The organism is Micromonospora sp. NPDC048835, from assembly GCF_040649995.1.
Classification (GTDB): Bacteria; Actinomycetota; Actinomycetes; order Mycobacteriales; family Micromonosporaceae; genus Micromonospora.
Genome location: NZ_JBEZGM010000016.1, coordinates 93,423 through 118,253 on the forward strand (window position 1 = coordinate 93,423; position 24,831 = coordinate 118,253).

Here is a 24,831-nt window from a genome sequence, read left to right on the forward strand (position 1 = left end):
CCGATGACAACCGCTACCAGCGACGACACGTACACGTTCGACAACGGCGCACCGGACGCCGTTCCCCAGATGCACGCGCTGGAGTCCTTCCTGGACCCGATCACCACGCGTCGCCTGGCCCGCCCGGTGCTGGAACCGGGCGCCACCTGCTGGGAGGTCGGGGCCGGTGGCGGCTCGATGGCCCGGCGGATCGCCCGAGCGGTCGGCGACGACGGTCACGTGGTGGCCACCGACATCGACCCCACACACCTCGTGGCCGAGCGCAACCTGCACGTACGCCGCCACGACGTCCGCACCGAAGCGCCGCCCGGGGACGCGTTCGACCTGATCCACGCCCGGCTGGTGTTGCTGCACCTTCCCGATCGGCGACGCGTCCTGCGTACGCTCACCGGTGCGCTCGCGCCCGGCGGGTGGTTGGTGGTCGAGGAGTTCGACTGCACCGCGCCGCAACGGGTGCTGACCGCACCCACCGACGACGCCGCGAAGCTCTTCGCGCGGGTCATGGACGCCATGATGGGCGTCCTGGAGGACCACGGCGCCGACCTGGGCTGGGCGCAGGACGTGCACACCGAGATGGCCCTCGCCGGTCTGACCGACCTGGACACCATCACCCACTCGCAGAGTTGGGCCGGCGGGTCGACCGGAACGTCGCTCTACGAGACCAACTCCCGCCAGTTGGAACCGGACCTGCTGGCCGCGGGGCTGTCACCACACCAACTGACCGCCTTCCGGCGACTGCTCAACGACCCGCGGTTCGCTGTCATGTCGTACCACTTCGTCTCCACGCGGGGCCGCCTTCCGAGCTGAGCAGGTGGACCACCGCGCGGAGCGCGGTCGCGTCGCCCGTACCTCTCCCGCCGCAGCCCTCCCCCCCGCTGCGCTCCGGACAGCTCTACGGAGGCACCGACCGCACCGGCCGGGCTCCCCCACGGGGAGCCCGGCCGACCCACGCCCAGCCCCCCGATCCCCCACCCACCCCACCCCACCCGCGCCACCCCACCCGCGCCACCCCGCCCCGCCCCGCCCCGCCGATCTTGCACTTTCGGCTGGCGATACGCGTGGAATGGCCGCTATGTCGGGACAGAAAGTGCAAGATCGCGGCATGCGGACCGGCCGACTTCGTGGATCATGGAGTTGTGGTGCCGGAGTTAGCGCCATTCAGCGCCTTTGTCACCCACCACAACTCCATGATCCACGAGGTGGTGTGGCAGACAGCGGCGGTGCGCAGGGGCGTGCCGGGCGCGGGCTTCGTCGACGTGGTCGCGCGGATCACCCGGGCGCCCGTGTCAGCGGTGCGCGCGCTTCCACGAGCGCCTTTGTTTCACCGCTGCGCGGGTCGACCACCGTCACGTGGTCACTTCCGGACGTTGAACCGCAGGTGCGTGACGTGTGGTGATTCGATCACCGCGGTTCGTTCGAGGTCGACGTGGTCGGTGCCGAGGTGGTCGAAGAGGCGCGTCCCCGCACCAAGGAGCACCGGCACGAGTTGGATGTGGATCTCGTCGACCAGCCCGGCCCTGACGAACTGTCCTCCCAGGGTGGGGCCGCCCATGATGAGGACGTCCCGGTCGCCCGCCGCGTGTCGCGCTTGGCGCAGTGCGCTCTGGAGACCGTCGTCGACGAACGTGAAGACGTCGCTCTTCATCGTCATCGGGTCGCGTGGCTCGTGCGTCACCACGAAGCACGGCACCGGGAACGGAGTGTCCTGCCACAGGTCCACGCCGACGTCGAAGGTCCGTCTGCCGAGCACCACGGCACCTGTCGTCGCATGTCGCTCCCGTACCTGCGCGGCGTCGACTCCGACCGGGGTGACCCCGTCGGCCGCGACGGCGCGGTCCCCGTCACTGCGGAACAGCCACTCGTGCAGCCGCTCGCCGTCTCTGCCCATCGGTTGTTCGGCGCTCACGTCCGGTCCGGCGGCGAAGCCGTCCACCGACACGCTCATGCTCAACACCGTGCGGCCCATCGGGTCCTCCTCGTCGTGCACTCCGGGGTGGTGGTGCCGCGCGGGCGGGTCTGCGCCGCCGCACACGCCGCGCGGGCGGGTCTGCGCCGCCGCACACGCCGTGCGGGAACAGTAAGTCCGCACCGGTCCGGCGGTAAGGTCCAGTTTCCTGCTCATCCAGTGGACCGGCCCCGCCCTCGCGTGCGCCGCTCGGGTGGGCGCGGCGGTCGTGTCAGCCGGTGTCGGTGACGTGTCAGTGCGGTGTCAGCCGGGCCGCGCAGACTTGACGCATGACAGCCGACCTGGTGATCGAGGCCGAGGGCCTCGTGAAGACGTTTGGGAAGACGAGGGCGCTGCAGGGCGTGGACCTCGCCGTACCTCGTGGGACCGTGCTCGGGGTCCTCGGCCCCAACGGCGCGGGCAAGACCACCGCCGTACGCATCCTCTCCACCCTGCTGACCCCGGACGGTGGAACCGCCCGGATCGGCGGTTTCGACGTGGTGCGGGACGCCGAGCGCGTTCGGCAGAGCATCGGGCTGACCGGCCAGTACGCCTCGGTCGACGAGGACCTGACCGGGCGGCAGAACCTGGAGCTGTTCGGCACCCTGCTGGAGCTGGGGCGCGCCGGCGCGCGGCGACGGGCCGCCGAGCTGCTCGACTGGTTCGACCTGACCGACGCCGCGAACCGGCCCGCCAAGACCTACTCCGGCGGCATGCGGCGACGGCTCGACCTGGCCGCCAGCCTCGTCGGCTCGCCCGACGTGATCTTCCTGGACGAACCGACGACCGGGCTCGACCCGGCCAAGCGCGAGGACATGTGGGACGTGGTCCGTTCGCTTGTCGGCAACGGCTCGACGGTGCTGCTCACCACGCAGTATCTGGAGGAGGCCGACGCGCTCGCCGACGCGATCACGGTGATCGACCACGGACGGGTGATCGCGCACGACACGCCCGACGGGCTCAAGCGGGTGGTCGGCGGGCAGACCCTGGAGGTCCGGCCGTCCGACCCGGCGCACCTGCCCCGGACCGCGGAGATCCTGACCCAGGTCGGCTCCGGCGCGCAGGCCGACGAGATCCGCAAGGGCGTCCTCGCGGTGCCGGTCAGCGACGACACCGCGCTGACCGAGAGCGTCGCGCGCCTCGCCGCGGCCGGCATCGCGGTCACCGAACTCTCCCTGCACCTGCCGAGCCTCGACGAGGTGTTCTTCACCCTCACCGGGCGGACGGCATCCGTTGACGACACCACCCGCCCCACGGAGGTCGCGGCATGAGCACACTTACCGACGCACCACCCACCCGGAACAAGGCGCTGTCGACGATCACCGCGCACCCACGACCGTTCCGGCTGGTCCGGCACTCGTTGGCGCTCGCCAGACGCAGCCTCATCAAGACCTGGCGTACGCCCGAGGCGCTCATCGACGTCACGTTGCAGCCGGTGCTGTTCCTCGTCATCTTCGTGTACGTCTTCGGCGGCGCGGTCGCCGGGTCGACCCACGACTACCTGCAGTTCCTGCTGCCCGGGATCCTGGCGCAGACGATCGCGACAGGTGCCATCGCGATCGGTGTCAACCTCAACACCGACATCTCCAAGGGCATCTTCGACAGGTTCCGATCCCTGCCGATCCCCCGCTCCGCGCCACTTGTCGGCGCGGTCCTCGGCGACGTCGTGCGGTACGTCATCGTCACCGTGTCGACCCTCGCCATCGGCTACGTGATGGGTTTCCGGATCGAGACCGACCTGTTCCGGGCGATCGCCGGGTGTCTGCTCGCGGTGCTGTTCGCGCTCTGCCTGAGCTGGCTACCGGTGCTGGTGTCGATGAAGGTGCGCACCGCGGGTGCCGTGCAGGGCGTCATGTTCGCGCTGATCATGCCGCTGAGCTTCGCGTCGAACGTGTTCGTCGGCGCCGACACCCTGCCCGGCTGGATGCGGGCGTTCGTGGACGTCAACCCGATGACCCACCTGGTGGCGTCGGTACGCGGCCTGTTCCTCGGCACCCCGCTGGGCTCGCACGTGTGGTGGACACTCGCCTGGTGCGCCGGTTTCGTGGTGCTGTTCATGCCGCTGGCGCTGCGCGCGTACCGCAAGAAGATCTGACCCCGGTCACGGCGTCGGCACCCGAAGGGGCCGGCGCCGTGGCCGAGCGTCGGTCCGCAGCTATTGACCAACTTAATTGTGTACGACATGATTTCCCCACCATGGGGGAGTTACGGGTGCAGTCGGTCGAGGGCCACACACCGAGTGACCGCCGACCGACCGTGGCACGTCGAAGCCTGCTCACCGGTGGCGCGGTCGTCGCCGCATCGCTCGCGGGCCAGAGCCTCGTCGGCAGCTCCGCGCGCGGGGCGACGGCCGGCACCGAGCTGTCCGTCGGGAGGGTCGACATCACCCCGACGGCAGGCGCCTTCCTGGCCGGTTACGGGGTGGACGTGCCGCGCAGGTCGACCGGGACCGCCGCCGCGCTGTTCGCGCGGTGCACGATCCTCTGGTCCGCGGGCGTGCCCCATGTCATCGTCACCGCCGACGTCCTCGGCTTCGCTCGTGGCCTGCACCGGGCGATCCGCAGCCAGGTGCTCAGCCTCGGCGTGGCGTCGGAGAACTTCGCGCTCACGGCCACCCACACGCACAACGGCCCCGTGCTCACCGACAAACTGGACCCGTTCATCGCCTACGCGATGACCTCGGCCCAGCAGGCCGAGGTGCGCGCCTACAGCGACCAGTTGGCCGCGCGGATCGCGCACCTGGTCGGTGCCACCCTCGCCGGCCCGCGCACCGCGTGCACCCTCGACTACCAGGTCGTCAGCCAGCACTTCTCCTACAACCGGGAAGGGCTGCCGTACGTCGAAGCGGACGTGCCTGTCCTGACGGCTCGTACGCCGGGTGGCGAACCCCGGGCCGTGCTGTTCAGCTACGGGTGCCACCCGGTCACAGCCGGGTCCCAGACCATGTTCGACCCGGACTACCCGGGGGACGCGGCCGCCCGGATCGAGCAGGCGACCGGGGCGTTCGCCCAGTTCCTCCTCGGGCCGGCCGGTGACCAGGACCCCGTCGGCGGGCGGGGCTGGGCCCAGCGGGAGCTGCGGGGCACCGAACTCGCGCAGGCCGTCACGACAGCCGCGCTGCGGCCGGGTCGGCCGGTCGCTGGTCCGACGACGACCCACTACCGGGAAGTGAGCCTGCCGCTGGACGTGACGCCGACCGCTGACAATCTCCGGCGGGTGAGCGCCTGTTACACCGCTCGGGCGGCGAACACGGGCCTGCCGGGTTACCACCGGCGGCACGCGCGACAGATGATCTCGCAGATCGAGGCCGGCACGTTCGCGACGTCGATCCCGGTGCCCGTGCAGTCCTGGCGGTTCAGCGGGAACCCGGATCTCCAACTGCTGTTGGCCGGCGGCGAGATCGTCTCCGGATACGCCGTCTACTTCCGGGCCCGACACGGCACGTCGAGCCGGCTGCTGTTCGCCGGCTACGCGAACGAGGTACCCGCGTACCTGCCCAGTGACGAACTGCCGCGGCGATCTTCGACGTACGCCGGCGGGATCGACAGCGACTTCCCGGGCATCGCCGGCGGCTCGATGACGGTCTACGGCTGGTTGGGGCACCTCAGAGGGAAACCGACCGCGACATCTCCCGACGGAGCGGAGCAGATCCTCATCGGCGCGATCGAGGCGGCGCTGACGGCGGCACCGACGCCGCGACTCACGTCCCGAGCGGGCGGCACCCGTTGGTCCTGAGGGACAGCTGGACGTCCGGAACTCTCCACGGCTCCCGTGCACAGGACGGAGGACGCGCCAACCCGACATCGGTCACCACTTCGTTCCACCCTCTGGAGGTCCACGTGTTACGTCGACTCATCACCTCGTCCATTGCGGTCATGGCACTGCTGCTGGCCTCGACGGCGTCACCGGCGGTCGCGGCCGGTTACATGTTCAAGCCGGGGCACCCGATGTTCCTCGGAAAGAAGAACAACCTCAACAGCTACTGCACCGGCGGTTACGCCGTCCGGGGCGAGTCCGGCATGTTCATCGCCACCGCTGGGCACTGTTTCGGCATCGCCGGTCTACCGCCAGCGGCTCAGCGCATCGTCTACGGCACCGACGCCCGCTTCGGATACGCGATCAGGAACGACAACGTCGGCGACTACTACGGCGACAACAGCTTCGACGGAGCGTTGGTCCAGCTCGACTCGGGGAACGACGCCCAGCAGATCGTTGTCGACCCGTTGACGGGCCGGTCGCCAGGCAACGGGCGGGTCACCGGCTACTACCGCAACAGCGCCCTCTCCCAGGGCTTCGTCATCGGCAAGATGGGTCGGACCACCGGGTGGACCGAAGGCGCCGTGACGAGCTGGCAGGTGCTGACCTACGACGACGGTATGCGCGACTATCTCCTGTGCTCCACCGTGCCGGCGGCCGGTGGCGACAGCGGTGGGCCGGTCTGGCGGCAGGACGCCAACGGGGTCATGGCGATCGGGATCGTGGTCGCCTCGAGGAACGGGAGGATGTGTTTCAACCCCATCGAGAACGTCCTGTCCCGGTTCGGGGCCTGGCTGCCGGTGTTCGCCGCGAGTAGCGCCACGACCTCGACGTCAGCCGCCCAGCCTCGGGTCGTGAGCGAGCGCAGCGGGCCGGCGATTCCGGTCAACCTCACGCCGGTCAGAGCTGAGCGCCTCTGATGCCTGTTTCATAAGAACTGGCCGGGCTGCGGCCGAAGCCCTTAGAGCAGCAGGTCGTCCATCAGCTCGCGGATCCGGCCGGCGGCTGCGGCGACCGGCCGCCCGCGCCACGCGACAAGCAACGACTCGCGCCGCTCCTCGTCACCGAGGGCGGCGTCGAGTCGTTCGGCGTCGCCGGGTGGGAAGAACATCCCGACGTGGGTGCCGACCCGGCTCCCGAGCGCGAACAGTTCCCGCGCGGTCTCGTCGTCACCGCGGTACGCCGCGAGTTCGGCACCGCCCTGCGCCCACGCCCCGATGATCGGCAGGTCCTTCGAGGAGAGCGCGTCGTCGCGGGCGAGCGTCAACAGGGCAACCGCGTACGCGTCGGGGTTCTCCCCCGGCACCGGCCGCGCCTGCGCCACCCTGAGTCTCAGGACGGCCACCGCGACGCGCAGCATGGCCTGCGGCTGCGGCTGCGGGCTCGTCCAGCCGCTCAGGACCCGGATCACCCGGGCGCCGTACCCGCGGGCCTCGTCGTACTGGTGCCGCTGCCAGGCCAGGTGGGCCAACCCGAGGCAGGCGACCGCGGCGTCCACCGCCTCTCCGTCACCCGGGGCAGCCGTCTCCGCGAGCCGTCGTTCGGCCTCCCCGTCACCGGTCCGGGCGAGCTGCACGTCCAGCCGTACCCGGATCGACCGGGCGTCCTGGGTGGCCCCGATCATCTCCATGTGGCGGACGCTGCGCGCCAGCCACTCGGCCGACCCGGTGTCGCCGCTGGGATCGAGGAACTGCCCGACGGCACCCGCCGCCATCGCCATGCCCCAGTGGTCACCGGCCACCTCGAAACGGTGGTACGCCTGCTCGGCGTCGACGACCGACGCCTCGGGCATGCCGCCGTTCTCGCGGGCCGCGGCGCGGGCGAACAGGCCGAGTGCCTGCACGTGCGGGTGCGGGTGCGCGACCAACTCGTTGGCGGCCTTCATGCTGCGATCCGCGTCGGAGGCGTCGAACTCGGGCAGCGCCGACGCGAGCGCGGTCAACCGGGACGACACCTCGTCGGGCCGCTCGGCGAGCAGCGTCCGAAGTGCCCGCCGGGCGAGCACGGCAAGCCGGAGTTCCCCGCTGATGCCGGAGTTCACCCCGGTCAACAGGCACAGCCAGGCGAGCCGGTCGGCGTCGGGTAGTGGCCGCCCGACACCACCGTGCAGGATCGCCGAGCGGCGTCGCCGGACCGGATCGTCGACACCGAAGATCCCGCGCGCCCACCCGAGAACCTCCAGGTGCAGGCCCCGCACCGTCCAGAGGTGGAACAGCGCCGTCGCGACGTCCACGGTGGCCGGCTCGTCGTCCTCGGCGAGCGCCCAGCGCAGGGCGGCGAGCAGGTTGTCCTGCTCGGCGGCGCAGCGGTGCAGCGCCTCGACCTGGCCGGGGCCGACGAAACGGCCGGCGAGCGCGACGGCCTGCTCCCGGGCCCAGCCGACCAGCCCGGCCATGGCCGCCCCTCGGGCACCTACCGCGTCGAGTCGGGCTTCGCCGTACTCGCGGACCGTTTCCAGCATCCGGTACCGCGGCGGGCCGTCCCCCTCGACCATGGTCAGCAGGGACTGCTCGACGAGTGTCGCCAGGCCGTGACGGACGTCCGGGGTCTGCGCGACGGCGGCGGCGAGGTCAGCGGTGAAGGGCGCAGGAACGACCGCGACCCGTTGCAGCAGGTCACGGTCGTCCTCGTCGAGCAGTTCCCTGCTCCAGTCGACGAGCGCCCACAGGCTCGCGTGCCGCTCCGGCAGGCCGCGCAGGGCGTCGTCGAGCAACGCGAACCGGTCGGTGAGCCCGGCGAGCACGTCGTCGATCGGCATGTGTCGCAGTCGCGCGGCGGCCAACTCGAGGGCCAGGGGCAGGTTGTCGAGCCGGTGGCAGAGGGCCAGTGCCCGCGCGGTGTCCCAGGTGGGCACCGCGCCGCCGGCCCGGGCCCGGGACTCGAGGACGGCGAGCGCGTCGGTGTCGGGCAGCGCCGTCAGCCGGTGCACCAGCTCGCCGGCCAGACCCAGCGGGGCCCGGCTCGTGGCGAGCACCGCGACCTCCGGGGACGCCACCGCGACCAGGTCCGCCACGACGGCGGCCACCGCGTCGAGGACGTGCTCACAGTTGTCCAGCACCAGCAGACCGTCGAGGTCGGGTGCCACCGCGCGCAGGCGTTCCTCGGGGCTGAGCACCCGCCGTTCCAGGCCGAGGTTGCCACCCGTCGACGAGGTGTCCGCACCTCCGAGGGCTGCGAGCACAGTGGGCAGCACCTCGTCGGGTGCGCGCAGGCCGGCGAGTTCGATCACGCGTACCGACTGCCCGGCCGCCGCCGTGCGCCGCGCCACCTCGGCGGCGAGCCGGGTCTTGCCCGCACCGCCGGTCGCCACGATCGTCACGACGGGCGTCTCGGCGAACGCTCCGGTGACCGCCTCGACATCCCCGGCCCGACCGACGAGGGCGGTCAGCGGGCGACGCCAGGCGGCGGGCAGGGTGATCCGCACCGGTGGCCGGAGTCGCGTCACGTCGGGCGGGGCGGTCAGTTCACCCCGCAGCAGCGCCAGGTGCACGGTCGTGATCACCGGCGACGGATCCGTGCCGTACCGGTCGGCCAGGTCGGCGCGCAGCCGCTCGACCACCTCCAGCGCTTCGGCCTCCCGTCCCTGCGCGGCGAGGACCCGGACGAGCAGGGCGGCGGACGGCTCGTCCGGCGGCGTACGCGCGGCGAGTCGGCCCAGGTCGACCTCGTCGAAAGGGCCCGCGCCGGCGAGCGCCGCCTGCGCGCGCAGGGCGGCGACATCCGCGAACAGGCGGGTGTCCTCGATGGTGTCGAGATCCGGGACCTCGGGGAACAACGCGCGCGCCTGGTCGGCCGCGCCGCGGGCGGCACCGACGTCGCCGCACCGGAGCATGGTGCGCGCCTGGTCGACGAGCGTGCGTGCCTGGACCGCGTCGACGGTGATCTCCTCGGCGGGCAGCCGGTATCCGCCCGGCACCGCGAGCACGGGCAGGCCGAGGCGACGGATCCGGGACACCAGCGCCTGGACCGCGCCTGTCGCTCCGTCGGGTGGCGCGCCGCCCCACACGACGTCCACGAGCACACCCACCGAGACCGCCCGCCCGCGCGCCTGCACGAGCGCGCGGAGCACCGCCGCAAGCCGCTCGCCCCGAACGGGCCGGCCGTCGACGGCGAGTGGGCCGAGGGTCGCGATGTGCACGGACCCAGCATCCCCCACGCGCGCACGGACCCGACGACCGCCGGTCGACGAGGCCGGTCACGGCCTCGCGACCGGCTTGACACGGCGACACCTGGTTAGGTTAGCCTAACCTCATGCAGAACGAGTTGGCGTCGGCCAACGGGGGCCGCAGCCTGTCCGGCGTCGACCTCCGTCTGGGCTATCACGGTGTACCGGTGGTGCATGATGCCGTGATCGACCTTCGCGCCGGGGCCGTGACCGCACTCGTCGGGCCCAACGGCAGCGGCAAGTCCACTCTGCTGCGGGCCCTGGCCCGGCTGCACCCGATCGGGTCCGGCGTGGTGCACCTCGCCGACGGCGTCCCGGCGGCAAGCCTCGCGGCCCGGGAGTTCGCCCGGCGGGTCACCCTGCTCGCCCAGAGCCGGCCCGTGCCCAGCGGGGTCACCGTCCGCGACGTCGTCGGCTACGGCCGCCACCCTTACCGGGGTCGCTGGCGCACCGAGGATCCGGAGGGTCCCGCCGCCATCGCCCGCGCCATGGACGTCACCGGCGTCGCCACCATGGCCGAGCGTCCGGTCGACGAACTCTCCGGCGGCGAGTTGCAGCGGGTGTGGCTGGCCACCTGCCTGGCCCAGGACACCCCGGTGCTGCTGCTCGACGAGCCCACCACGTTCCTCGACCTGCGCTACCAGGTGGAGATCCTCGATCTGGTCCGTGACCTCGCCGACGATCACGGCGTCGCCGTCGGCGTCGTCCTGCACGACCTCAACCAGGCCGCGGCCGTGGCGGACGAGGTCGTCCTGCTGCACCGGGGCCGGGTCCGCGCCACCGGCACGCCGGCCGAGGTGTTCACCGAGAACGCCCTCACCGAGACCTACGGGATCCGCATCGAGGTGACCACCGATCCGATCAGCGGACTGGTCACCACCCGCCCCGTCGGGCGGCACACGATCCGCGCCCTGGTCTGAACCACTCCTCACCCACAGCAGAGAAAGACCGTCATGACCCGTACCCGATTCACCGCCCTCATCGCCGTCGTGGCCGCCCTGACACTCGGCGCCTGCGGCACCACCGAGAAGGCCGCCACCCCCGAGACCTCCGCCTCCTCGGCGGCCGGCGGACCGGTCACCATCACCGACAGCCGGGGCAAGGAGATCACCCTCAAGACCCCGGCGACCAAGGTCGTCGGGCTCGAGTGGGGCGAGGTCGAGATGCTTGTCAGCCTGGGCGTCATGCCCGTCGGTGTGGCCGACCCGAAGGGGTACGGCACCTGGGTCACCTCGGCGAAGCTCGACCCGAGCGTCAAGGACGTGGGCGCTCGCGGCGAGCCCAGCATCGACTCGATCGTCGCCCTCCAGCCCGACCTCGTCGTGATGGAGGACGACCGGGGCGGCACCATCGTCAGCCAGCTGGAGAAGTTCGTCCCCGTCGTGGTCGCCAAGGCCAGTGACGCCACCGACAACCTCGGCCGGATGCGCGCTGACCTGACCATGATCGCGAAGGCGGTCGGCAAGACCACCGAGGCGGAGAAGCTGCTCGCCGACTTCGACACGGCCATCGCCGACGGCAGGAAGAAGATCGCCGACGCGGGCGCCGCCGGCCGGCCGTTCGCCATCGCCGACGGCTGGAAGGAGGGCAGCACCGTCAGCATCCGGATGTTCGGCAAGGGCGCGCTCGTCTCCCAGATCGGCATCCAACTCGGCCTCACCAACGCCTGGACCGGCAAGACCGATGAGGTGTGGGGCCTCGGCCAGACCGACGTCGAGGGCATGACCGTGCTCAAGGACCCGAACGTGCACCTCTTCTACAACGCCTCCGACGGCGACGACGTGTTCGCCGACGGGCTCGCCAGCAACGCCATCTGGAAGTCGCTGCCCTTCGTGCAGAAGGGCAACCTGCACAAGATGCCCAACGGCATCTGGACCTTCGGTGGGCCGCTCTCCGGCAAGCAGTACATCGACGAACTCGTCAAGACGTACGCGGTGTGAGCGTGCTGAACGCACCCGCACGCCCGGAGCCGGCCACCCGGCCGGCTCCGGACGGGCGCCGGGCCGTACCCCGCGTCGTCGGGGTCTTCGTCGCGGCGATCCTGCTGCTGCTTCTGGTCGGCGCGGTGCACCTCACCCAGGGCACCTCGAACGTCGGGGCCCTCGACCTGCTGCGGCTCGCGACCGGCGGCGACGACGAGGCGGCCCGCGTCCTGATCGCCTCCCGGCTTCCCCGACTGCTCGCCGGGCTGGCCATCGGCGTGGCACTCGGGTTCGCCGGGGCCGCGTTGCAGTCGATCGCCCGCAACCCGCTGGCCTCCCCCGACACCCTCGCGGTCAACGCGGGCGCCCACCTGGCGATCGTCACCGTCGCCGCGTTCGGCATCTCGTTGCCGGCGCTGCCCGCCGGCGGCCTCGCCTTCTGTGGAGGGCTGGCCGCCGCCGGCCTGGTGATGGCGATGTCCTCCGGTGGGCAGGCCGGCACCACCCGGCTGATCCTCGCCGGCTCGGCGACCGCGCTGGCGCTCGGGTCGGTGACCACCCTGCTGCTGCTCCTGTTCGAGCAGGCCACCATCGGTCTGTTCGCCTGGGGCAACGGCTCGCTGGTGCAGAGCGACCTGACCGCGCTGACCCAACTCGCCCCGGTGATCGTCGGCGCAGCCCTCGTGCTCGTGCTGCTCGGACACCGCCTCGACATCCTCGCCCTCGGCGACGACACCGCCACCGTGCTCGGCCTCGACGTGCGGCGCACCCGACTGACCGTCATGGTGCTGGCCGTGCTGCTCTCCGCCGCGGCGGTCACCCTCACCGGCCCGGTCGGCTTCGTCGGCCTGTGCGCCCCGGTGATCGTCCGGCTGCTCGCCCCCGTGGTGCCGGGGGTGCACCGGCACCGCGTCCTGCTGCCGTTGTCCGGCATCGCCGGGGTCATCATCGTGCTCGGCTCCGACGTGCTGCTCCGTGCCGTGATGGGCGGGCAGGCCGGGGTCGACATTCCCACCGGCGTGGTCACCACCCTGTTCGGCGCGGCGATCCTCATCTGGCTGGCCCGCCGTCACCGCGACGCGGGCCCCACCCGCCGCCCGCCCGGCGGGCACGCGGCCGTCCGCTCCGCCGTCTTCCACCGTGGCGTCGTCGCCATCACCGCCGTCGTGACCATCTCCGCTGTGGCGGTCGGCATGCTCCTCGGCGACACGTGGGTGCTGCTCGGGGACGTCGTCAACTGGATCAACGGCAGCACCGGGCCCGCGTACACCTTCGTGCTGGACCAGCGGTGGCCGCGCGTCGCCGCGGCGGTCCTGGCCGGCGCGGCGCTCGCGGTCGCCGGCACCACCGTGCAGGCGGTCTGCCGCAACCCGCTTGCCGAACCCGGCATCCTCGGCATCACCGCCGGTGCCGGGCTCGGGGCCGTCTCGCTTCTCACCTTCGTGCCGTTGGCCGGGGTGTGGGCCGTCTCCGGCGTCGCCGGGCTCGGCGCGATGCTGGCGTTCGCCCTGGTCTACGGCCTGGCCTGGCGCGGCGGGCTGAGCTCCGACCGACTGGTCCTGATCGGCTTCGGCGCCTGGCAGGGCGGCATGGCAGTGATCACCTTCCTGGTCGTCGCGTTCGACCCGTGGAACACCGGGAAGGCGTTGACCTGGCTCTCCGGCTCCACCTACGGGCGGACGCCGACCCAGGTGCTGCCGGTACTGATCGCCCTGCTGGTGCTCACCCCGGCAGTGGTCGCCGCCCGCCGGGAACTCGACCTGCTGGCGCTCGACGACGACACGCCCCGGGTGCTGGGCGTCCGCCTGGAACGCACCCGGCTGATCGCGCTCGGCGCGGCGGCGCTGCTCACCTCCACCGCTGTCTCGGCCGTCGGCGTCATCGGCTTCGTCGGCCTGGTCGCCCCGCACGCCGCGCGGGCTCTCGTGGGCGGACGGCACTCCCGGGTACTTCCGGTGGCCGCCCTGCTCGGCGCGGCGTTGGTCAGCATCGCCGACACCCTCGGCCGGACGATCATCGCCCCGGCCCAGGTCCCCGCCGGCCTGGTCACCGCCATGATCGGCACACCGTACTTCGTCTGGCTGCTGTGGCGCTCCCGCGCCGTGACGACCAACTCCCGCTAGCCGCCGACCCGAGCCGAGAGAGGCACCATGACCCAGACCCTGCCCATCGCCCCGTGGCGCGTGTTCGACGTCACCGTCGCGGCGGTACGCCGACTCAGCCCGTCGTTCACCCGGGTCACCTTCACCGGCGTCGACCTCGACCGCTTCGCCGACAACGGTTACGACCAGCGGATCAAGGTGGTGCTGCCGCTGCCCGGCGAGCGCGGGGTGCACCTCGCCGGCGGCGCGGACTGGTACGCGGCCTGGCGGGCCCTACCGGACCACCTGCGCAACCCGATCCGTACCTACACCGTGCGGGCGGTCCGACCGCACCTCGCCGAGGTCGACATCGACCTCGTGCTGCACGGCGACAGCGGCCCGGCGACCCGGTGGGCCCGGCGCGCGAGCGTCGGCGACGAGATCGCCCTCGTCGGGCCGGACGCCGGCTACGACGGCAACCACGGCGGGATCGAGTTCCGAGCGTCGACGGCCGACACCCTGCTGTTGGCCGGGGACGAGACGGCGGTGCCGGCGATCGCCGGCATCTGCGAACGACTCCCGCTCGACGCCCGGGGTGTGGTCCTGCTGGAGGTGCCCGACGCCGACGACGTGTTGCCGCTCGTGACGCCCCCCGGCGTCGAGGTCCGGTGGCTGCCCCGGGGGCTCGACGGGCACGGCAGCCGGCTGGTGCCGGCCGTCGCCGCCGCTGCGGCGGAACTGCTGGCTCCCGGCGTGTCGAGGGCCGCCCAGCCCGTACCGGACGTGGACGTGGACACCGAGATCCTGTGGGAGGTGCCGGACGTGGTGGCCTCGGTTCCGCTGTACGCGTGGCTGGCCGGGGAGGCCGGTGTCATCCGTACCCTGCGCCGGCACCTGGTCGCCGAGCGGGGGCTGGACCGGCGGGCGGTGGCGTTCATGGGTTACTGGCGTCTCGGCCAGGCCGACGCCGCCTGACTGCGGCGAGGTGCGGCGAGGGCCGCGTGGTGCGTACAGTTTCGGGTCGGACTTGGGGCGGGCCGGCGCGAGCCGACCCGGAATACGGGACGAGACAACGACGCATGACGGTGGACAGCATTACCGAAAACGGTCAGGACGGCATTGACCGAGACCGGCTGGAGGCTTGCCTCAGCGTCTTCGAGGCCCTGGAGGCGCTGCCACCCGACCACCCCGACGTGGTGCGGGTACAGCGCGCCACCGCCCGGCTCTACAAGGTGATCAAGCAGCGGCGACGCGAGGAGCGGCGGGACGCCGTCCTCGCCGCCGACCGGGCGGTGACGGAGGCTACCGCCACCGGCGCTCCGGGACGGATCGACGACGAGACGCAGGGCATCCCGCTCGCGTCGACGGTTGCGGGCGAGACGGCCGGCTTCCTGCACAACCCGCGCGGCTGCTACGTGTGCAAGCAGCGCTACCGCCAGGTGGACGCGTTCTACCACCAGCTCTGCCCGTCCTGTGCCGCGCTGAACCGGGAGCGCCGCGACGCCCGTACCGACCTGACCGGCCGGCGTGCGCTGCTCACCGGCGGCCGGGCCAAGATCGGGATGTACATCGCGCTGCGGCTGCTGCGTGACGGCGCACACACGACGGTGACGACCCGGTTCCCGCACGACGCGGTCCGCCGCTTCGCCGCGATGCCGGACAGCGCGGACTGGCTGCACCGGCTGCGCATCGTCGGGATCGACCTGCGTGACCCCGCCCAGGTGATCGCCCTCGCCGACGACGTCGCCAGCCAGGGCCCCCTGGACATCCTGATCAACAACGCGGCGCAGACCGTCCGCCGGTCCCCCGGGGCGTACGCGCAACTCGTCGCCGCCGAGGCCGCGGCACTTCCGGACGGCCCACTGCCGGAGCTGATCACGTTCGCCAAGCCAGCCGGGCAGGGCGCCCCGGCGGGCAGCCTCACCGCCGGGCTCACCCCGCACGCGCTCACCGCGCTGGCACTGACCAGCGGCTCGGCGTCGCCGGAGCGGATCGCGGCGTCCACGGCCATCGACGCCGGGGGTCTCGTACCCGACCTCGACTCGGTCAACAGTTGGGTCCAGCGGGTGCAGGAGGTGGACCCGGTCGAGCTGCTCGAAGTGCAACTGTGCAACGTCACCGCACCGTTCGTGCTGGTCAGCCGGCTGCGCCCGGTGATGGCCGCCGCGTCGGCCCGGCGCAAGTACGTGGTGAACGTGTCGGCGATGGAGGGCCAGTTCGGCCGCGGCTACAAGGGGCCGGGGCACCCGCACACCAACATGGCCAAGGCGGCGCTGAACATGCTGACCCGCACCAGCGCCGAGGAGATGCTCACCGACGGCATCCTGATGACGAGCGTGGACACCGGCTGGATCACCGACGAGCGCCCGCATCCGACGAAGATGCGGCTGGCCGACGAGGGTTTCCACGCCCCGCTGGATCTGGTCGACGGCGCGGCCCGGGTGTACGACCCGATCGTCCGCGGTGAGCAGGGCGAGGACCTGTACGGCTGTTTCCTGAAGGACTACGCGCCCTGCGCCTGGTGATCACCCGGTGATCGCCCCTGCCCGATGAGGAGAAGAGACATGTCAGCTGAGCGTGAGTCGTGGCCGACGCTTGACGAGCTGCTGCGCGAGGAGACCGAGCTGGAGCTCGCTGGTCTGTCCGAGACCGACGCGTACGAGCTGGGAATGCTCGCCGTCACCGCCGCGACCGAGCAGCGGCTGCCGGTGTCGGTGGGCGTGTGGCGGGCGGGGCGGCAGCTGTTCCACTGTGGCCTGCCGGGGTCGACCGCGGACAACGACGCGTGGCTGCGCCGCAAGGGGCGGGTGGTGATGCGCTTCGAGCACTCCTCGCTCTACATGGCCCGGCTGTGCCAGGACAAGCAGGTGACGCTCGCCGAGCGGTTCGGCCTGCCGGCCTCGCGGTACGCGGCGGCCGGAGGTGCGGTGCCGCTGCGGGTGCGCGGCACCGGCGTGGTGGGCTGGGTCGGTGTCTCCGGGCTGCCGCAGCTGGACGACCACCGTTTCGTGGTCGACATCCTTCGCAAGCTCCCCCGCTAGGGCGGGGCTGCCCGGCGGCCTCGTGTCGAGGCCGCCGGGCCACCCGCTCAGTGCGCGCGCCGGTTGGCGCGCAGCGCCCCCAGGAGCACGCCGGGCCGGGTCAACGAGCGCGGGTGCTCGCGCATGGAGACGACGTCGTTGAACCGCCGCGCGGTCGGTACGTCCGTGACGGTCGCGGCGATGATCTGCCCGCTGGCCCAGCGGGAGAGCCGGTAGCCGCGTGGGTAGGGTCCGTCGACGTGGGGCAACGCCAGGTCCGCCGAGGTCGAGATCGACCAGGCCGCGTCGACCACGACCTTCTGTAGCGCGAGGAAGTGGCGCGCGGGCGCCCGCAGGTCCGGTCCGGACCGGAGGTACGTCGTCAGGCAGGCCGCGTGCAGGGCCGCCGACGTCATGCCCTGCCCGTACACCGGGTTGAACGACGCGACGGCGTCTCCGACGCTGATCAGCCCGGCCGGGAAGCGCTTCAGCTCGTGGAAGTCCCGCCGCCGGCTGTCGGCGTGGTGGTAGGTCTGGACGTCGCCGAGCATCTCCTGGTCGGCAACCTCGCCGAACTCCGGTGGGAACTGTTCCCGCAGCCGGCGGACGAAGTCCGGGGCGGTGCGCCCCGGGCGGTCGTTGCCGTAACCGGCCATCATGGCCATCCACCGACCGTCCTCGATGGCGAAGAACGCGGCCCCGGCCACGTCCACCGCCGCCTTCGGGGTGTTCAGCGCCAGCACGACCGTCGAGGGCGGGTCGAGGGCCGGACGGCGGAACAGGGCGGTCGCGTAGTTGAGGTGCACTGCCATCCGCCGGATGGCCGGCCGGTCCCAGTCGGCCTGCTCCAGCCAGTCCGACAGTTTGCTGGACCGCCCCATCGCGTCCACCACGAGGTCGGCGCGCTCGACACCGGGCACCCCGCCGACATCGCAGCGGACCCCGGTGACCGCGCTGCCGTCGAACACGAGGCCGGTCGCGCGCGCGGTGATCGTCTTGACGTTCGGCAGTCGGAGCACCTGCTGGCGGATCAGCGTCTCCAGCAGCGGTCGGCTGCCCGCCAGGCTGTCCGCGTCGTCGGGGACGACGACCTTCAGACGTCCGTCGAGGTAGTTGCGCCGGGCTTCGGGCGGCGCCTCGACCGCTCCGCGCGCCAGCGCCTCCGCGCGGAAGCCGGGAAACAGCCGCTCCAACTGGAAGAGGCCGCCGGGCAGCAGCGCGTGCAACTGTGTCCCCTGGGGTACGCCGGGCCGCGCGCCGGTCACCTGCGGGTCGTCCCGGTCGATGATGACGACGGTCTCGGCGTGGTCGGACAGCACCCGGGCGGCCAGCAGACCGGCGACACTGCCGCCGACCACGACGGCCGTGCCCATCGTCGGGGACGGCCGGTCCGGGGGTCGAGCCGCGTTCAGCTCTGCGAAGACCCGGGACGGGGAGAGGGACATCGTGCTCTCCAAGAGGGTAACGAGGTGTGTGCCCTTCCCGGTGACTGTCCAGGAGGGCGCGTCGACGGACCGGCGGACGGCCCTTCGACGTGATGCCGCCGATCGTCGCACAACTGCCTGAACGTCGACCGACAGTGTCCGGCAGATGACCACCCGTTGACCAATGGGGCGGGCCGGGTCGGCGTTCGGACGGGTCAGGTGGCGCGCCCACGGCCCGGCTGTCACCATCTCCGGCATGCCCGTTGCGCGTCGTACTCTGCTCGGGGTCGGCCTGGCCGCCGCGACCTCCGCCCTCGCCGGCTGCGGTGACAGGAACGCGTCGAACCCCGGTACGGCCGGTGACGCGGTGGCCGGCACGGACGTCGCCGGGAGCCGAACCGGCTTCGGTCCGGCGGGCACCATCAGGTCGCCGTCCGCCGCGCCGGGCGCGCCGGTCCCCCCGAGCGGCGGCGCCCCACCGGCAGGTCAGGCCAGCTACGCGCGGGACGTGACCGCGCTGCTGCGACGACACCTGCCCGCCACACCGCAGACCGTCCAGCACAAGGGTTTCCCCGGCGCCGTCGCTCTCGTGCTGGTGGACGGGGAGATGACGGTGCACACCACGGTCGGCGAGGCGCTGCGGTACGGGGCGGGCCCGAAGCTGCTCGCGGCGAGCCAGCGGGTCGCGATGCGCCCCGACTCGATCTTCGACCTCGCCTCGGTCACCAAGGTGTACACGGCGATCCTGCTGTTGCAGCAGGTCGACAAGGGACAGGTCGACCTCGGCGCCGCGGTGCGCGACTACCTGCCCGCCTTCACCGGCACGGGCAAGGAGCGGGTCACCGTCGAGATGCTGCTCACCCACACCAGCGGTCTGCCGGTCGGCGCCAAGGTGACCGGACTGCCCGACAACGCGGCCCGCTGGAACGCCGTACTCACCACGCCGCTGGTCTCCGGCGCCGTGCCCGGAGACACGTTCCGCTACTCCAGCGTCGGGCTCATGGTCGCCGGCAAGATCGTCGAGAAGGTCACCGGCCAACGGCTCGACCAGGCCCTGCGGACCAACCTCACCAGCCCGCTCGGCCTGCCCGACACCGGCTTCAACGCCAGCAGTTGGATGTCCACCAGCTCCAAGGCGGCCCGCCTGGTCGCCACCGACGCCCGCTCGTCCCGGGGTCTGCTGCGTGGCGTCGTCCACGACGACGTCGCCAACCACCTCGGCGGCATCGCCGGTCACGCCGGCATCTTCGCCTCGGCGAAGGATCTCGCGGTCATCGGTCAGCTGCTCCTGAACGAGGGCACCTACCAGGGCAAGCGCATCCTCGCCGCGGCAACCGTGCGTCGGATGCTCAGCAACCACAACGCCGGCAAGCCCGCCATCGACCCCGAGCGGCCCAACCGGACCTCGGCACACGGCCTCGGCGTCGTGCTCAACCAGAGCTGGTTCATGGGCAAGCTCGCCTCGGCGCGGACCTTCGGCCACACCGGGTTCGCCGGCCCCTCGCTCCTGGTCGCACCGGACCGCAAACTCGTTCTGGCGCTGCTCACCAACCGAGCGCACCCCAACTGGAGCTGGTCGAACCCCGACCCCGTCCGGGCCGCCGTCGGCGACCTGCTCGCGGCGGCGGTCACCTGACCGCAGGGGTGGACCATCGCGCCGCATCCTGACACGATACCTGCGCTGACAGTGCACATACTTCGTCCCTCAGGTGGAGGCCCGATGCACACATCCCGCCGCAGGTTGCTCTCGGTGGTGACCGGAGTCGCTCTCGCCGCAGGCCTGTCCGCCGTCACCGCGTCCCGCGCCGCCGAGGCCGCCGCCACACCGACGTACCGACCAGTGATCTTCGTGCACGGCAGCGCCGGGTCGGCGGCCCAGTTCGAGTCCCAGGCCAGGCGGCTGACCAGCAACGGGTACCCGATCGACATCGTCGAAGCGCACGAGTACGACTCCCCGAACACCGCGGCGATCCTGCCCCAGGTGCACGCGGGGCTCGACGCACGGATCTCCCGCCTGCTGGCGGCCACCGGCGCGGACCGGGTCGACCTCGTCGCGCACTCGCTGGGCACCTTCGTCACGCAGGCCTATCTCACCAGCTCACCGGAGCGCGCCGCCCGGGTCGCCCACTACGTGAACCTGGACGGGCGCACCGCGACCACACTGCCGGGTGGGGTGCCCACGCTCGCCGTCTGGGGCGAGGGTGACCCGGCCCGCACCATCGTCGGCGCGACGAACGTGCACCTGCCGGACCAGTCGCACACCCAGACCGTGTCGTCGGTGGAGTCGTTCGGCGAGATCTTCCGGTTCTTCCAGGGCCGTGCGCCGGGCACGACGCGGATCGTGCCCCAACTCTTCGGCACCGCCCGGGTCTCCGGTCGCGCCGTGCTCTTCCCGAGCAACGTCGGCGTCACCGGTGCGACGCTCGAGGTCTACCCGGTGAGTCCGCTGACCGGCGGCCGACTGTCGCACCGGCCCGCGCACCGGCTGTCACTCGACGGCGACGGCTCGTTCGGTCCACTTCCGGTGCTCGCCACGGCCCGCTACGAGTTCGCCATCTCGCGCCCCGGCGCCGCCACGCACCACTTCTACTTCCAGCCGTTCCTGCGCTCGGACTCGTTCGTACGCCTGGCGACAAGCGTGCCGGGCGAGGGTCTCAGCGCTCTCGTCGACACCAGCGACCGGCACACGGCGCTGACGATCCAACGCCAGAAGGAGTGGTGGGGCGACCAGGGCGACGCCGACGACCACCTCTGGATCAACGGCCGGGATGTCCTGAACGCGGCGAACACGCCGCGCGCCAAGAGGACGATCGGCATCTTCGCCTTCGACGACGGCAGCGATGGTGTCACGGACCTGACCGCCCCGTTGCCGGAGTTCTTCAGCCAGACCTTCATCACCGGCATGGACGTCTTCATCCCGGCCACACCGGCACGTCTCGGCCTGGTACGGATCACCGTGGGCCAGCGCGGCGGCGGCCATGAGGTGATCAACGTGCCCAACTGGCGGTCGAGCACCGACCGGGTGACGGTGAGCGTGGACGACTTCTGACCGCGTGCCGGACGCGGCCCGGCCGCTGTCAGGCCGAGACGGAGACCGGGACCGGCTCGCGTGAGCGGCGTCCGACGGCGAAGCTGACCAGCCCCAGGATCAACCCGACGACGGCCAGCACGACGCCCACCCGGGCCGGCGCGAGGTAGCCGAGTCCGGCGGCGATGGCGACGCTGCCCAGGGCCGCGCCCAGGCTGTTCGCGATGTTCATGGCCGACTGGTTGAGCGCCGCGCCCATCAGCTGCGCACCCGGGGCGACGGTGATCAGCCGCGCCTGCAGGACCGGGCCGAGGTAGAGGCTTGTCGCACCGACCAGGAACGCGCCCACGAACAGGCCGACACGCGTCGACGCCACCAGGCTGAACACGGCGATACTCACGATCATCGCCACGAAGCCGATGACCGTGCTGCGCTGTAGGTCGCGGTCGGCCAACCAGCCGCCCAGGGCGTTGCCGACGGTCATCCCGAGGCCCACCGCGACCAACGCCCACGGCACCGTCGCGGCGGTCAGGCCGGTGACGTCGGTGGTGACCGGGGCGATGTAGGTGTTCACCGCGAAGAACCCGGCAAACCCGATGGCGCCGGTCGCCGCGACCAGCCAGACCTGCGAGGTCCGCAGCGCCCGCAACTCGGCGGCCGGCGAGCCGTCGACCGCCGCGGCGACCTCCGGCACGACCGCCAGCACCGCCAGCAGGGTGAGCAGGAAGAAGCCCGCGATGACCAGGTACGCGACCCGCCAGTCGGCCGACTGCCCGAGCCGGGTGATGAGTGGTACGCCGACCAGGTTGCTCACCGTCAGGCCGCCGAGCACGGTGGCGAAACCTCGCGCCTCGTTGCCCGGGCCCATCAGGGTCGCCGCGAGCAGACCTGCCGCACCGAAGTACGCGCCGTGCGGCAACGCCGCCACGAACCGGGCCACCAGCACCAGGTCGAAGGTGGGGGCGGCCGCGGATGCGACAGTGCCGACGGCGAAGAGCACGAGCAGCCCGAGAACGAGCTTCTTGCGGGGCAGGCGCGCGCTCAACGCGGCGATCAACGGCGCGCCGACGACCACGCCGAGCGCGTACGCGGTGATCATCCAGCCGGCGCGGGCGACCGCGTCCGACGACGACCGCGCGTACTCGTGTGGGAGCAGGTTACGGGCGATGTCGGGCAGCAGCCCCATCGCCACGAACTCGGTCAGGCCGACCGCGACGCCACCAAGTGCCAGGGCGGCCAGCGCGGCCAGCCGTCGACCTCTACTCAACTCGATCACCGAAAAAACTTTAGCAACAGCGTTGCGTAATAGGGTGGTGAGATGACTCGCGTCACTGCCGACGTCAGCTTCCTGCGCGGCTACAACCAAGCTCTGGTCATGGCGGTGGGGCGTACCGCTCGCACGTTCGAGCGCGCGACAGTGGTCGAGGCCACCGGCCTGACACCGCAGGCGGTCTCCAAGGTCATCGCTCGGCTGAGCGCCGACGGCCTGATCCGCCCCGCCGGCGTCCGACGTCCGGGCATCGGCAAGCCAGCGGTCGTCTACGAACTCGTCCCGGACAGCCGCTTCGCGATCGGCGCCCACGTGGCCCGGCGTACCCTGCGGCTGGTCCTGGTCGACCTGGCCGGCACCGTGCACCACTCCGCCGTCAGTCCCCTGCCCCGCGACTTCACCCCGGAGCACCTCCTCGACGCCCTGAGCGCCGGCCTCGACACGATGGCCGGCACCGGCGACCTACGAGGTCGGCTCACCGGGCTGGGCATCGGCATGATCGGCCCCCTCGACCACGCCAACGGCCTGGTCCGGGACGCCCACGGCCTGCGGCACTGGCACGACGTACCGCTGCGCGAGATCGCCGAGAAACACCTGGGCCTCCCCGTCCACCTGGACAAGGACGTCACCGCGGGGATCACGGCGGAGGCCTGGCGGCACGGCGCGACGTTCGGCGACGCCGCTCTGATCATGGTCGAGTCCGGCATCGGCGGGGGCTTCTGGCTTGGCGGCGCGGCCCACCGGGGGGCGCACACCAACGCGGGCGAGTTCGGCCACACGGTCGTCGACCTGACCGGGCCCCGCTGCGTCTGTGGCCGCCACGGATGCCTGGAGATCGTGCACCAGCACGCCGCCGAGGCCGGGGACATCGCCCACGCCGCCCGGGTGCTGGCCGTGGGCGTCGTCAACCTGCTGCAGACCCTCGACCTCGCCCACGTGGTGCTGGCGGGCGCGGACCTGCTCGGGCACCCGCAGACCTATCTCGCGGCGGTCACCGAGGCCGTCCAGGCGGACGCCCGACGCGCGCACTGGCTGACCACGAAGGTTGTCCTGTCCAGTCTCGGCGCGGACGTGATCGCCGCAGGCGCCGCCATGCAGGTCCTCGACCAGCACTACGGCATCCCGGAGCTGGGCCATTCCGTGATCGTTGGCGGCTGAGCAGCTCGACACGCCGAGCGCCGCCCTGCTGAGCAGCCACCGATCGCCGAGCGGTCCGATGGCGGCGCGCCCCTACGCCACGAGTGCGTCGGCGTCCGCCCGGGTGCAGCCGCTGGCCGGGCTCTCGCTGTGCGCGATGACCTCGTCGAGCCGCTTGCGCGCCTGCCGGAGCTGGGCGATCTGCCGATCGATGCGGTCGCGTTCGGCGCGCAGCAGGGCACGCGACTGCGGTGTGTTGACCTTCGCGTCGACACAGGGCAGCAGGTCCAGGATGCTCTTGCTGGACAGGCCGGCGGCGTACAGCATCTGGATCAGATACACCCGGTCGGTCGCGTCGTCGAGGTAGTGGCGCTGACCCCCGCTGCTCCGTGCGGCAGTCAGGAGGCCCTGCTCCTCGTAGTAGCGCAGGGCTCGTACCGACACCCCGGTCTTCGTCGCGAGTGCCCCGATCCGCATCGACCCTCCCCCAGGCCGGTGACGTCAGCCACATGGCCTATTCCTCACGCGAACGTCAGGTTCCACCGTAGCTCGCACGCCGACCTCTGCGCGGCGACGGTGTGCTGTCTCACTGGCAGACGCGCCAGTCGTCGTTCTCCTTGACCAGCGCCATCCCCTGGGTGAACCTCGCGCCGGTGGCCGCCTGGACCGCCTCGACCTGGACGGTCCCGGTGACCCGCCCGTTGTGGTTGTTGACGTTCACGCCGGTGATCTCGTAACTGCTGATCTTCAACTGCGCGCTCTGGATCCGCACGAAGTCCTCCTGCGGCATGGTGTCGCGCACCCGGTCGCACAGCCGCCCGTACGCGCCCGCGTAGTTGCCAGCCTGCACGTCGTCGAGGTAAGCCGTCGCGGCCACCCGGACCGGTTCGACGGTGTCCTTGACCGAGCGGTAGAGCCAGAGGCCGACGCAGGTGCCAACGACGCAGCACAGCGCCAGTAGGGCGCCGACGACGATCAGGACCGTACGAAGCGTCCGGTTGGGGGGCCTCGGGCCGGGAACCATTATCGGCTCGTACGTCATGGCCCAGAGGGTAGGTCTGCCTCGCCAGCGGCGAGAGCCCG

The 24,831-nt window shown here is 72.0% G+C and carries 20 protein-coding genes; 14 read left to right on the forward strand and 6 right to left on the reverse strand.

The features are described 5' to 3' along the window. Positions 1-3 precede the first annotated feature (3 nt). The gene (locus AB0C15_RS20365; RefSeq protein ID WP_357354111.1) at positions 4-807 is read left to right on the forward strand and encodes a class I SAM-dependent methyltransferase; all 804 of its coding nucleotides are present in this window, start codon (positions 4-6) and stop codon (positions 805-807) included. Positions 808-1,354: 547 nt separating this feature from the next. Here the strand turns inward: AB0C15_RS20365 and AB0C15_RS20370 are convergent. Next, the gene (locus AB0C15_RS20370; RefSeq protein WP_357354113.1) at positions 1,355-1,966 is read right to left on the reverse strand and encodes a dihydrofolate reductase family protein; all 612 of its coding nucleotides are present in this window, start codon (positions 1,964-1,966) and stop codon (positions 1,355-1,357) included. A gap of 269 nt (positions 1,967-2,235) precedes the next feature. On the opposite strand from AB0C15_RS20370, the gene AB0C15_RS20375 reads away from it, so the two are divergent. From AB0C15_RS20375 to AB0C15_RS20390, 4 genes are all read left to right on the forward strand, one after another. Then, on the forward strand, positions 2,236-3,216 hold the full coding sequence (locus AB0C15_RS20375) for an ATP-binding cassette domain-containing protein (protein ID WP_357354115.1): 981 nt from the start codon (positions 2,236-2,238) through the stop codon (positions 3,214-3,216). Then, on the forward strand, positions 3,213-4,040 hold the full coding sequence (locus AB0C15_RS20380; protein ID WP_357354117.1) for an ABC transporter permease: 828 nt from the start codon (positions 3,213-3,215) through the stop codon (positions 4,038-4,040). The genes AB0C15_RS20375 and AB0C15_RS20380 overlap by 4 nt, the downstream gene beginning before the upstream one ends. Positions 4,041-4,156: 116 nt before the next feature. After that, a complete protein-coding gene (locus AB0C15_RS20385) occupies positions 4,157-5,680 on the forward strand; it encodes a hypothetical protein (protein ID WP_357354119.1) in 1,524 nt (507 codons plus the stop codon). Positions 5,681-5,820: 140 nt separating this feature from the next. Beyond that, complete coding sequence (locus AB0C15_RS20390; protein ID WP_357354121.1) at positions 5,821-6,621, forward strand: trypsin-like serine protease; 801 nt, start codon at positions 5,821-5,823, stop codon at positions 6,619-6,621. Between the two features lie 41 nt (positions 6,622-6,662). On the opposite strand, the gene AB0C15_RS20395 is transcribed toward AB0C15_RS20390, so the two are convergent. Continuing rightward, on the reverse strand, positions 6,663-9,839 hold the full coding sequence (locus AB0C15_RS20395; RefSeq protein ID WP_357354123.1) for a BTAD domain-containing putative transcriptional regulator: 3,177 nt from the start codon (positions 9,837-9,839) through the stop codon (positions 6,663-6,665). A gap of 113 nt (positions 9,840-9,952) precedes the next feature. Here AB0C15_RS20395 and AB0C15_RS20400 point away from each other — a divergent pair, with 113 nt between their 5' ends. The 6 genes from AB0C15_RS20400 (at position 9,953) to AB0C15_RS20425 (ending at position 16,910) form a co-directional block, all read left to right on the forward strand. Then, positions 9,953-10,786 carry an ABC transporter ATP-binding protein gene (locus AB0C15_RS20400; RefSeq protein ID WP_357354125.1) on the forward strand — a complete coding sequence of 278 codons (834 nt, stop codon included), beginning with the start codon at positions 9,953-9,955 and terminating at the stop codon, positions 10,784-10,786. A 33-nt stretch (positions 10,787-10,819) separates the two neighbouring features. Beyond that, positions 10,820-11,806, forward strand: coding sequence for an iron-siderophore ABC transporter substrate-binding protein (locus tag AB0C15_RS20405; protein ID WP_357354127.1), 987 nt, complete (start codon positions 10,820-10,822; stop codon positions 11,804-11,806). A gap of 5 nt (positions 11,807-11,811) precedes the next feature. Then, entirely contained in the window at positions 11,812-13,911 is a 2,100-nt protein-coding gene (locus AB0C15_RS20410; protein ID WP_357354228.1) for an iron ABC transporter permease, read from the forward strand. Between the two features lie 27 nt (positions 13,912-13,938). Further along, positions 13,939-14,844, forward strand: a complete 906-nt coding sequence (locus AB0C15_RS20415) for a siderophore-interacting protein (RefSeq protein WP_357354129.1) — start codon at positions 13,939-13,941, stop codon at positions 14,842-14,844. Between the two features lie 104 nt (positions 14,845-14,948). Further along, positions 14,949-16,394, forward strand: a complete 1,446-nt coding sequence (locus AB0C15_RS20420; protein WP_357354131.1) for an SDR family NAD(P)-dependent oxidoreductase — start codon at positions 14,949-14,951, stop codon at positions 16,392-16,394. 39 nt (positions 16,395-16,433) lie between these two features. After that, the gene (locus AB0C15_RS20425; RefSeq protein WP_357354133.1) at positions 16,434-16,910 is read left to right on the forward strand and encodes a heme-degrading domain-containing protein; all 477 of its coding nucleotides are present in this window, start codon (positions 16,434-16,436) and stop codon (positions 16,908-16,910) included. A 47-nt stretch (positions 16,911-16,957) separates the two neighbouring features. Here AB0C15_RS20425 and AB0C15_RS20430 read toward each other — a convergent pair whose 3' ends face one another. After that, on the reverse strand, positions 16,958-18,334 hold the full coding sequence (locus tag AB0C15_RS20430) for an FAD-dependent monooxygenase (protein ID WP_357354135.1): 1,377 nt from the start codon (positions 18,332-18,334) through the stop codon (positions 16,958-16,960). A gap of 235 nt (positions 18,335-18,569) precedes the next feature. Between AB0C15_RS20430 and AB0C15_RS20435 the strand changes: the two genes are divergently transcribed. Beyond that, complete coding sequence (locus tag AB0C15_RS20435) at positions 18,570-19,949, forward strand: serine hydrolase domain-containing protein (protein ID WP_357354137.1); 1,380 nt, start codon at positions 18,570-18,572, stop codon at positions 19,947-19,949. Between the two features lie 84 nt (positions 19,950-20,033). After that, positions 20,034-21,362: an alpha/beta hydrolase gene (locus tag AB0C15_RS20440; RefSeq protein WP_357354139.1), complete on the forward strand. Its 1,329-nt coding sequence runs from the start codon at positions 20,034-20,036 to the stop codon at positions 21,360-21,362. Positions 21,363-21,390: 28 nt separating this feature from the next. Here AB0C15_RS20440 and AB0C15_RS20445 read toward each other — a convergent pair whose 3' ends face one another. Beyond that, positions 21,391-22,617, reverse strand: coding sequence for an MFS transporter (locus tag AB0C15_RS20445; protein ID WP_357354141.1), 1,227 nt, complete (start codon positions 22,615-22,617; stop codon positions 21,391-21,393). A gap of 42 nt (positions 22,618-22,659) precedes the next feature. On the opposite strand from AB0C15_RS20445, the gene AB0C15_RS20450 reads away from it, so the two are divergent. Then, positions 22,660-23,769 (forward strand): ROK family protein, encoded by a 1,110-nt coding sequence (locus AB0C15_RS20450; protein WP_357354143.1) that lies wholly within the window; start codon positions 22,660-22,662, stop codon positions 23,767-23,769. A gap of 72 nt (positions 23,770-23,841) precedes the next feature. Here the strand turns inward: AB0C15_RS20450 and AB0C15_RS20455 are convergent, their stop codons facing one another. Together AB0C15_RS20455 and AB0C15_RS20460 are read right to left on the reverse strand one after the other, a co-directional pair. Then, complete coding sequence (locus AB0C15_RS20455; protein WP_357354144.1) at positions 23,842-24,225, reverse strand: MerR family transcriptional regulator; 384 nt, start codon at positions 24,223-24,225, stop codon at positions 23,842-23,844. Between the two features lie 109 nt (positions 24,226-24,334). Continuing rightward, positions 24,335-24,790: a hypothetical protein gene (locus AB0C15_RS20460; protein WP_357354147.1), complete on the reverse strand. Its 456-nt coding sequence runs from the start codon at positions 24,788-24,790 to the stop codon at positions 24,335-24,337. Positions 24,791-24,831 lie beyond the last annotated feature (41 nt).

Bases quoted from the DNA above. Each gene is read 5' to 3' on its own strand.
- AB0C15_RS20435 (WP_357354137.1), top strand. From the start codon at position 18,570: ATGCCCGTTGCGCGTCGTACTCTGCTCGGGGTCGGCCTGGCCGCCGCG.
- AB0C15_RS20455 (WP_357354144.1), bottom strand. From the start codon at position 24,225: ATGCGGATCGGGGCACTCGCGACGAAGACCGGGGTGTCGGTACGAGCC.
- AB0C15_RS20450 (WP_357354143.1), top strand. From the start codon at position 22,660: ATGACTCGCGTCACTGCCGACGTCAGCTTCCTGCGCGGCTACAACCAA.
- AB0C15_RS20370 (WP_357354113.1), bottom strand. From the start codon at position 1,966: ATGGGCCGCACGGTGTTGAGCATGAGCGTGTCGGTGGACGGCTTCGCC.
- AB0C15_RS20365 (WP_357354111.1), top strand. From the start codon at position 4: ATGACAACCGCTACCAGCGACGACACGTACACGTTCGACAACGGCGCA.
- AB0C15_RS20460 (WP_357354147.1), bottom strand. From the start codon at position 24,790: ATGACGTACGAGCCGATAATGGTTCCCGGCCCGAGGCCCCCCAACCGG.
- AB0C15_RS20420 (WP_357354131.1), top strand. From the start codon at position 14,949: ATGACGGTGGACAGCATTACCGAAAACGGTCAGGACGGCATTGACCGA.
- AB0C15_RS20430 (WP_357354135.1), bottom strand. From the start codon at position 18,334: ATGTCCCTCTCCCCGTCCCGGGTCTTCGCAGAGCTGAACGCGGCTCGA.
- AB0C15_RS20400 (WP_357354125.1), top strand. From the start codon at position 9,953: ATGCAGAACGAGTTGGCGTCGGCCAACGGGGGCCGCAGCCTGTCCGGC.
- AB0C15_RS20415 (WP_357354129.1), top strand. From the start codon at position 13,939: ATGACCCAGACCCTGCCCATCGCCCCGTGGCGCGTGTTCGACGTCACC.
- AB0C15_RS20425 (WP_357354133.1), top strand. From the start codon at position 16,434: ATGTCAGCTGAGCGTGAGTCGTGGCCGACGCTTGACGAGCTGCTGCGC.
- AB0C15_RS20390 (WP_357354121.1), top strand. From the start codon at position 5,821: ATGGCACTGCTGCTGGCCTCGACGGCGTCACCGGCGGTCGCGGCCGGT.
- AB0C15_RS20375 (WP_357354115.1), top strand. From the start codon at position 2,236: ATGACAGCCGACCTGGTGATCGAGGCCGAGGGCCTCGTGAAGACGTTT.
- AB0C15_RS20405 (WP_357354127.1), top strand. From the start codon at position 10,820: ATGACCCGTACCCGATTCACCGCCCTCATCGCCGTCGTGGCCGCCCTG.
- AB0C15_RS20440 (WP_357354139.1), top strand. From the start codon at position 20,034: ATGCACACATCCCGCCGCAGGTTGCTCTCGGTGGTGACCGGAGTCGCT.
- AB0C15_RS20380 (WP_357354117.1), top strand. From the start codon at position 3,213: ATGAGCACACTTACCGACGCACCACCCACCCGGAACAAGGCGCTGTCG.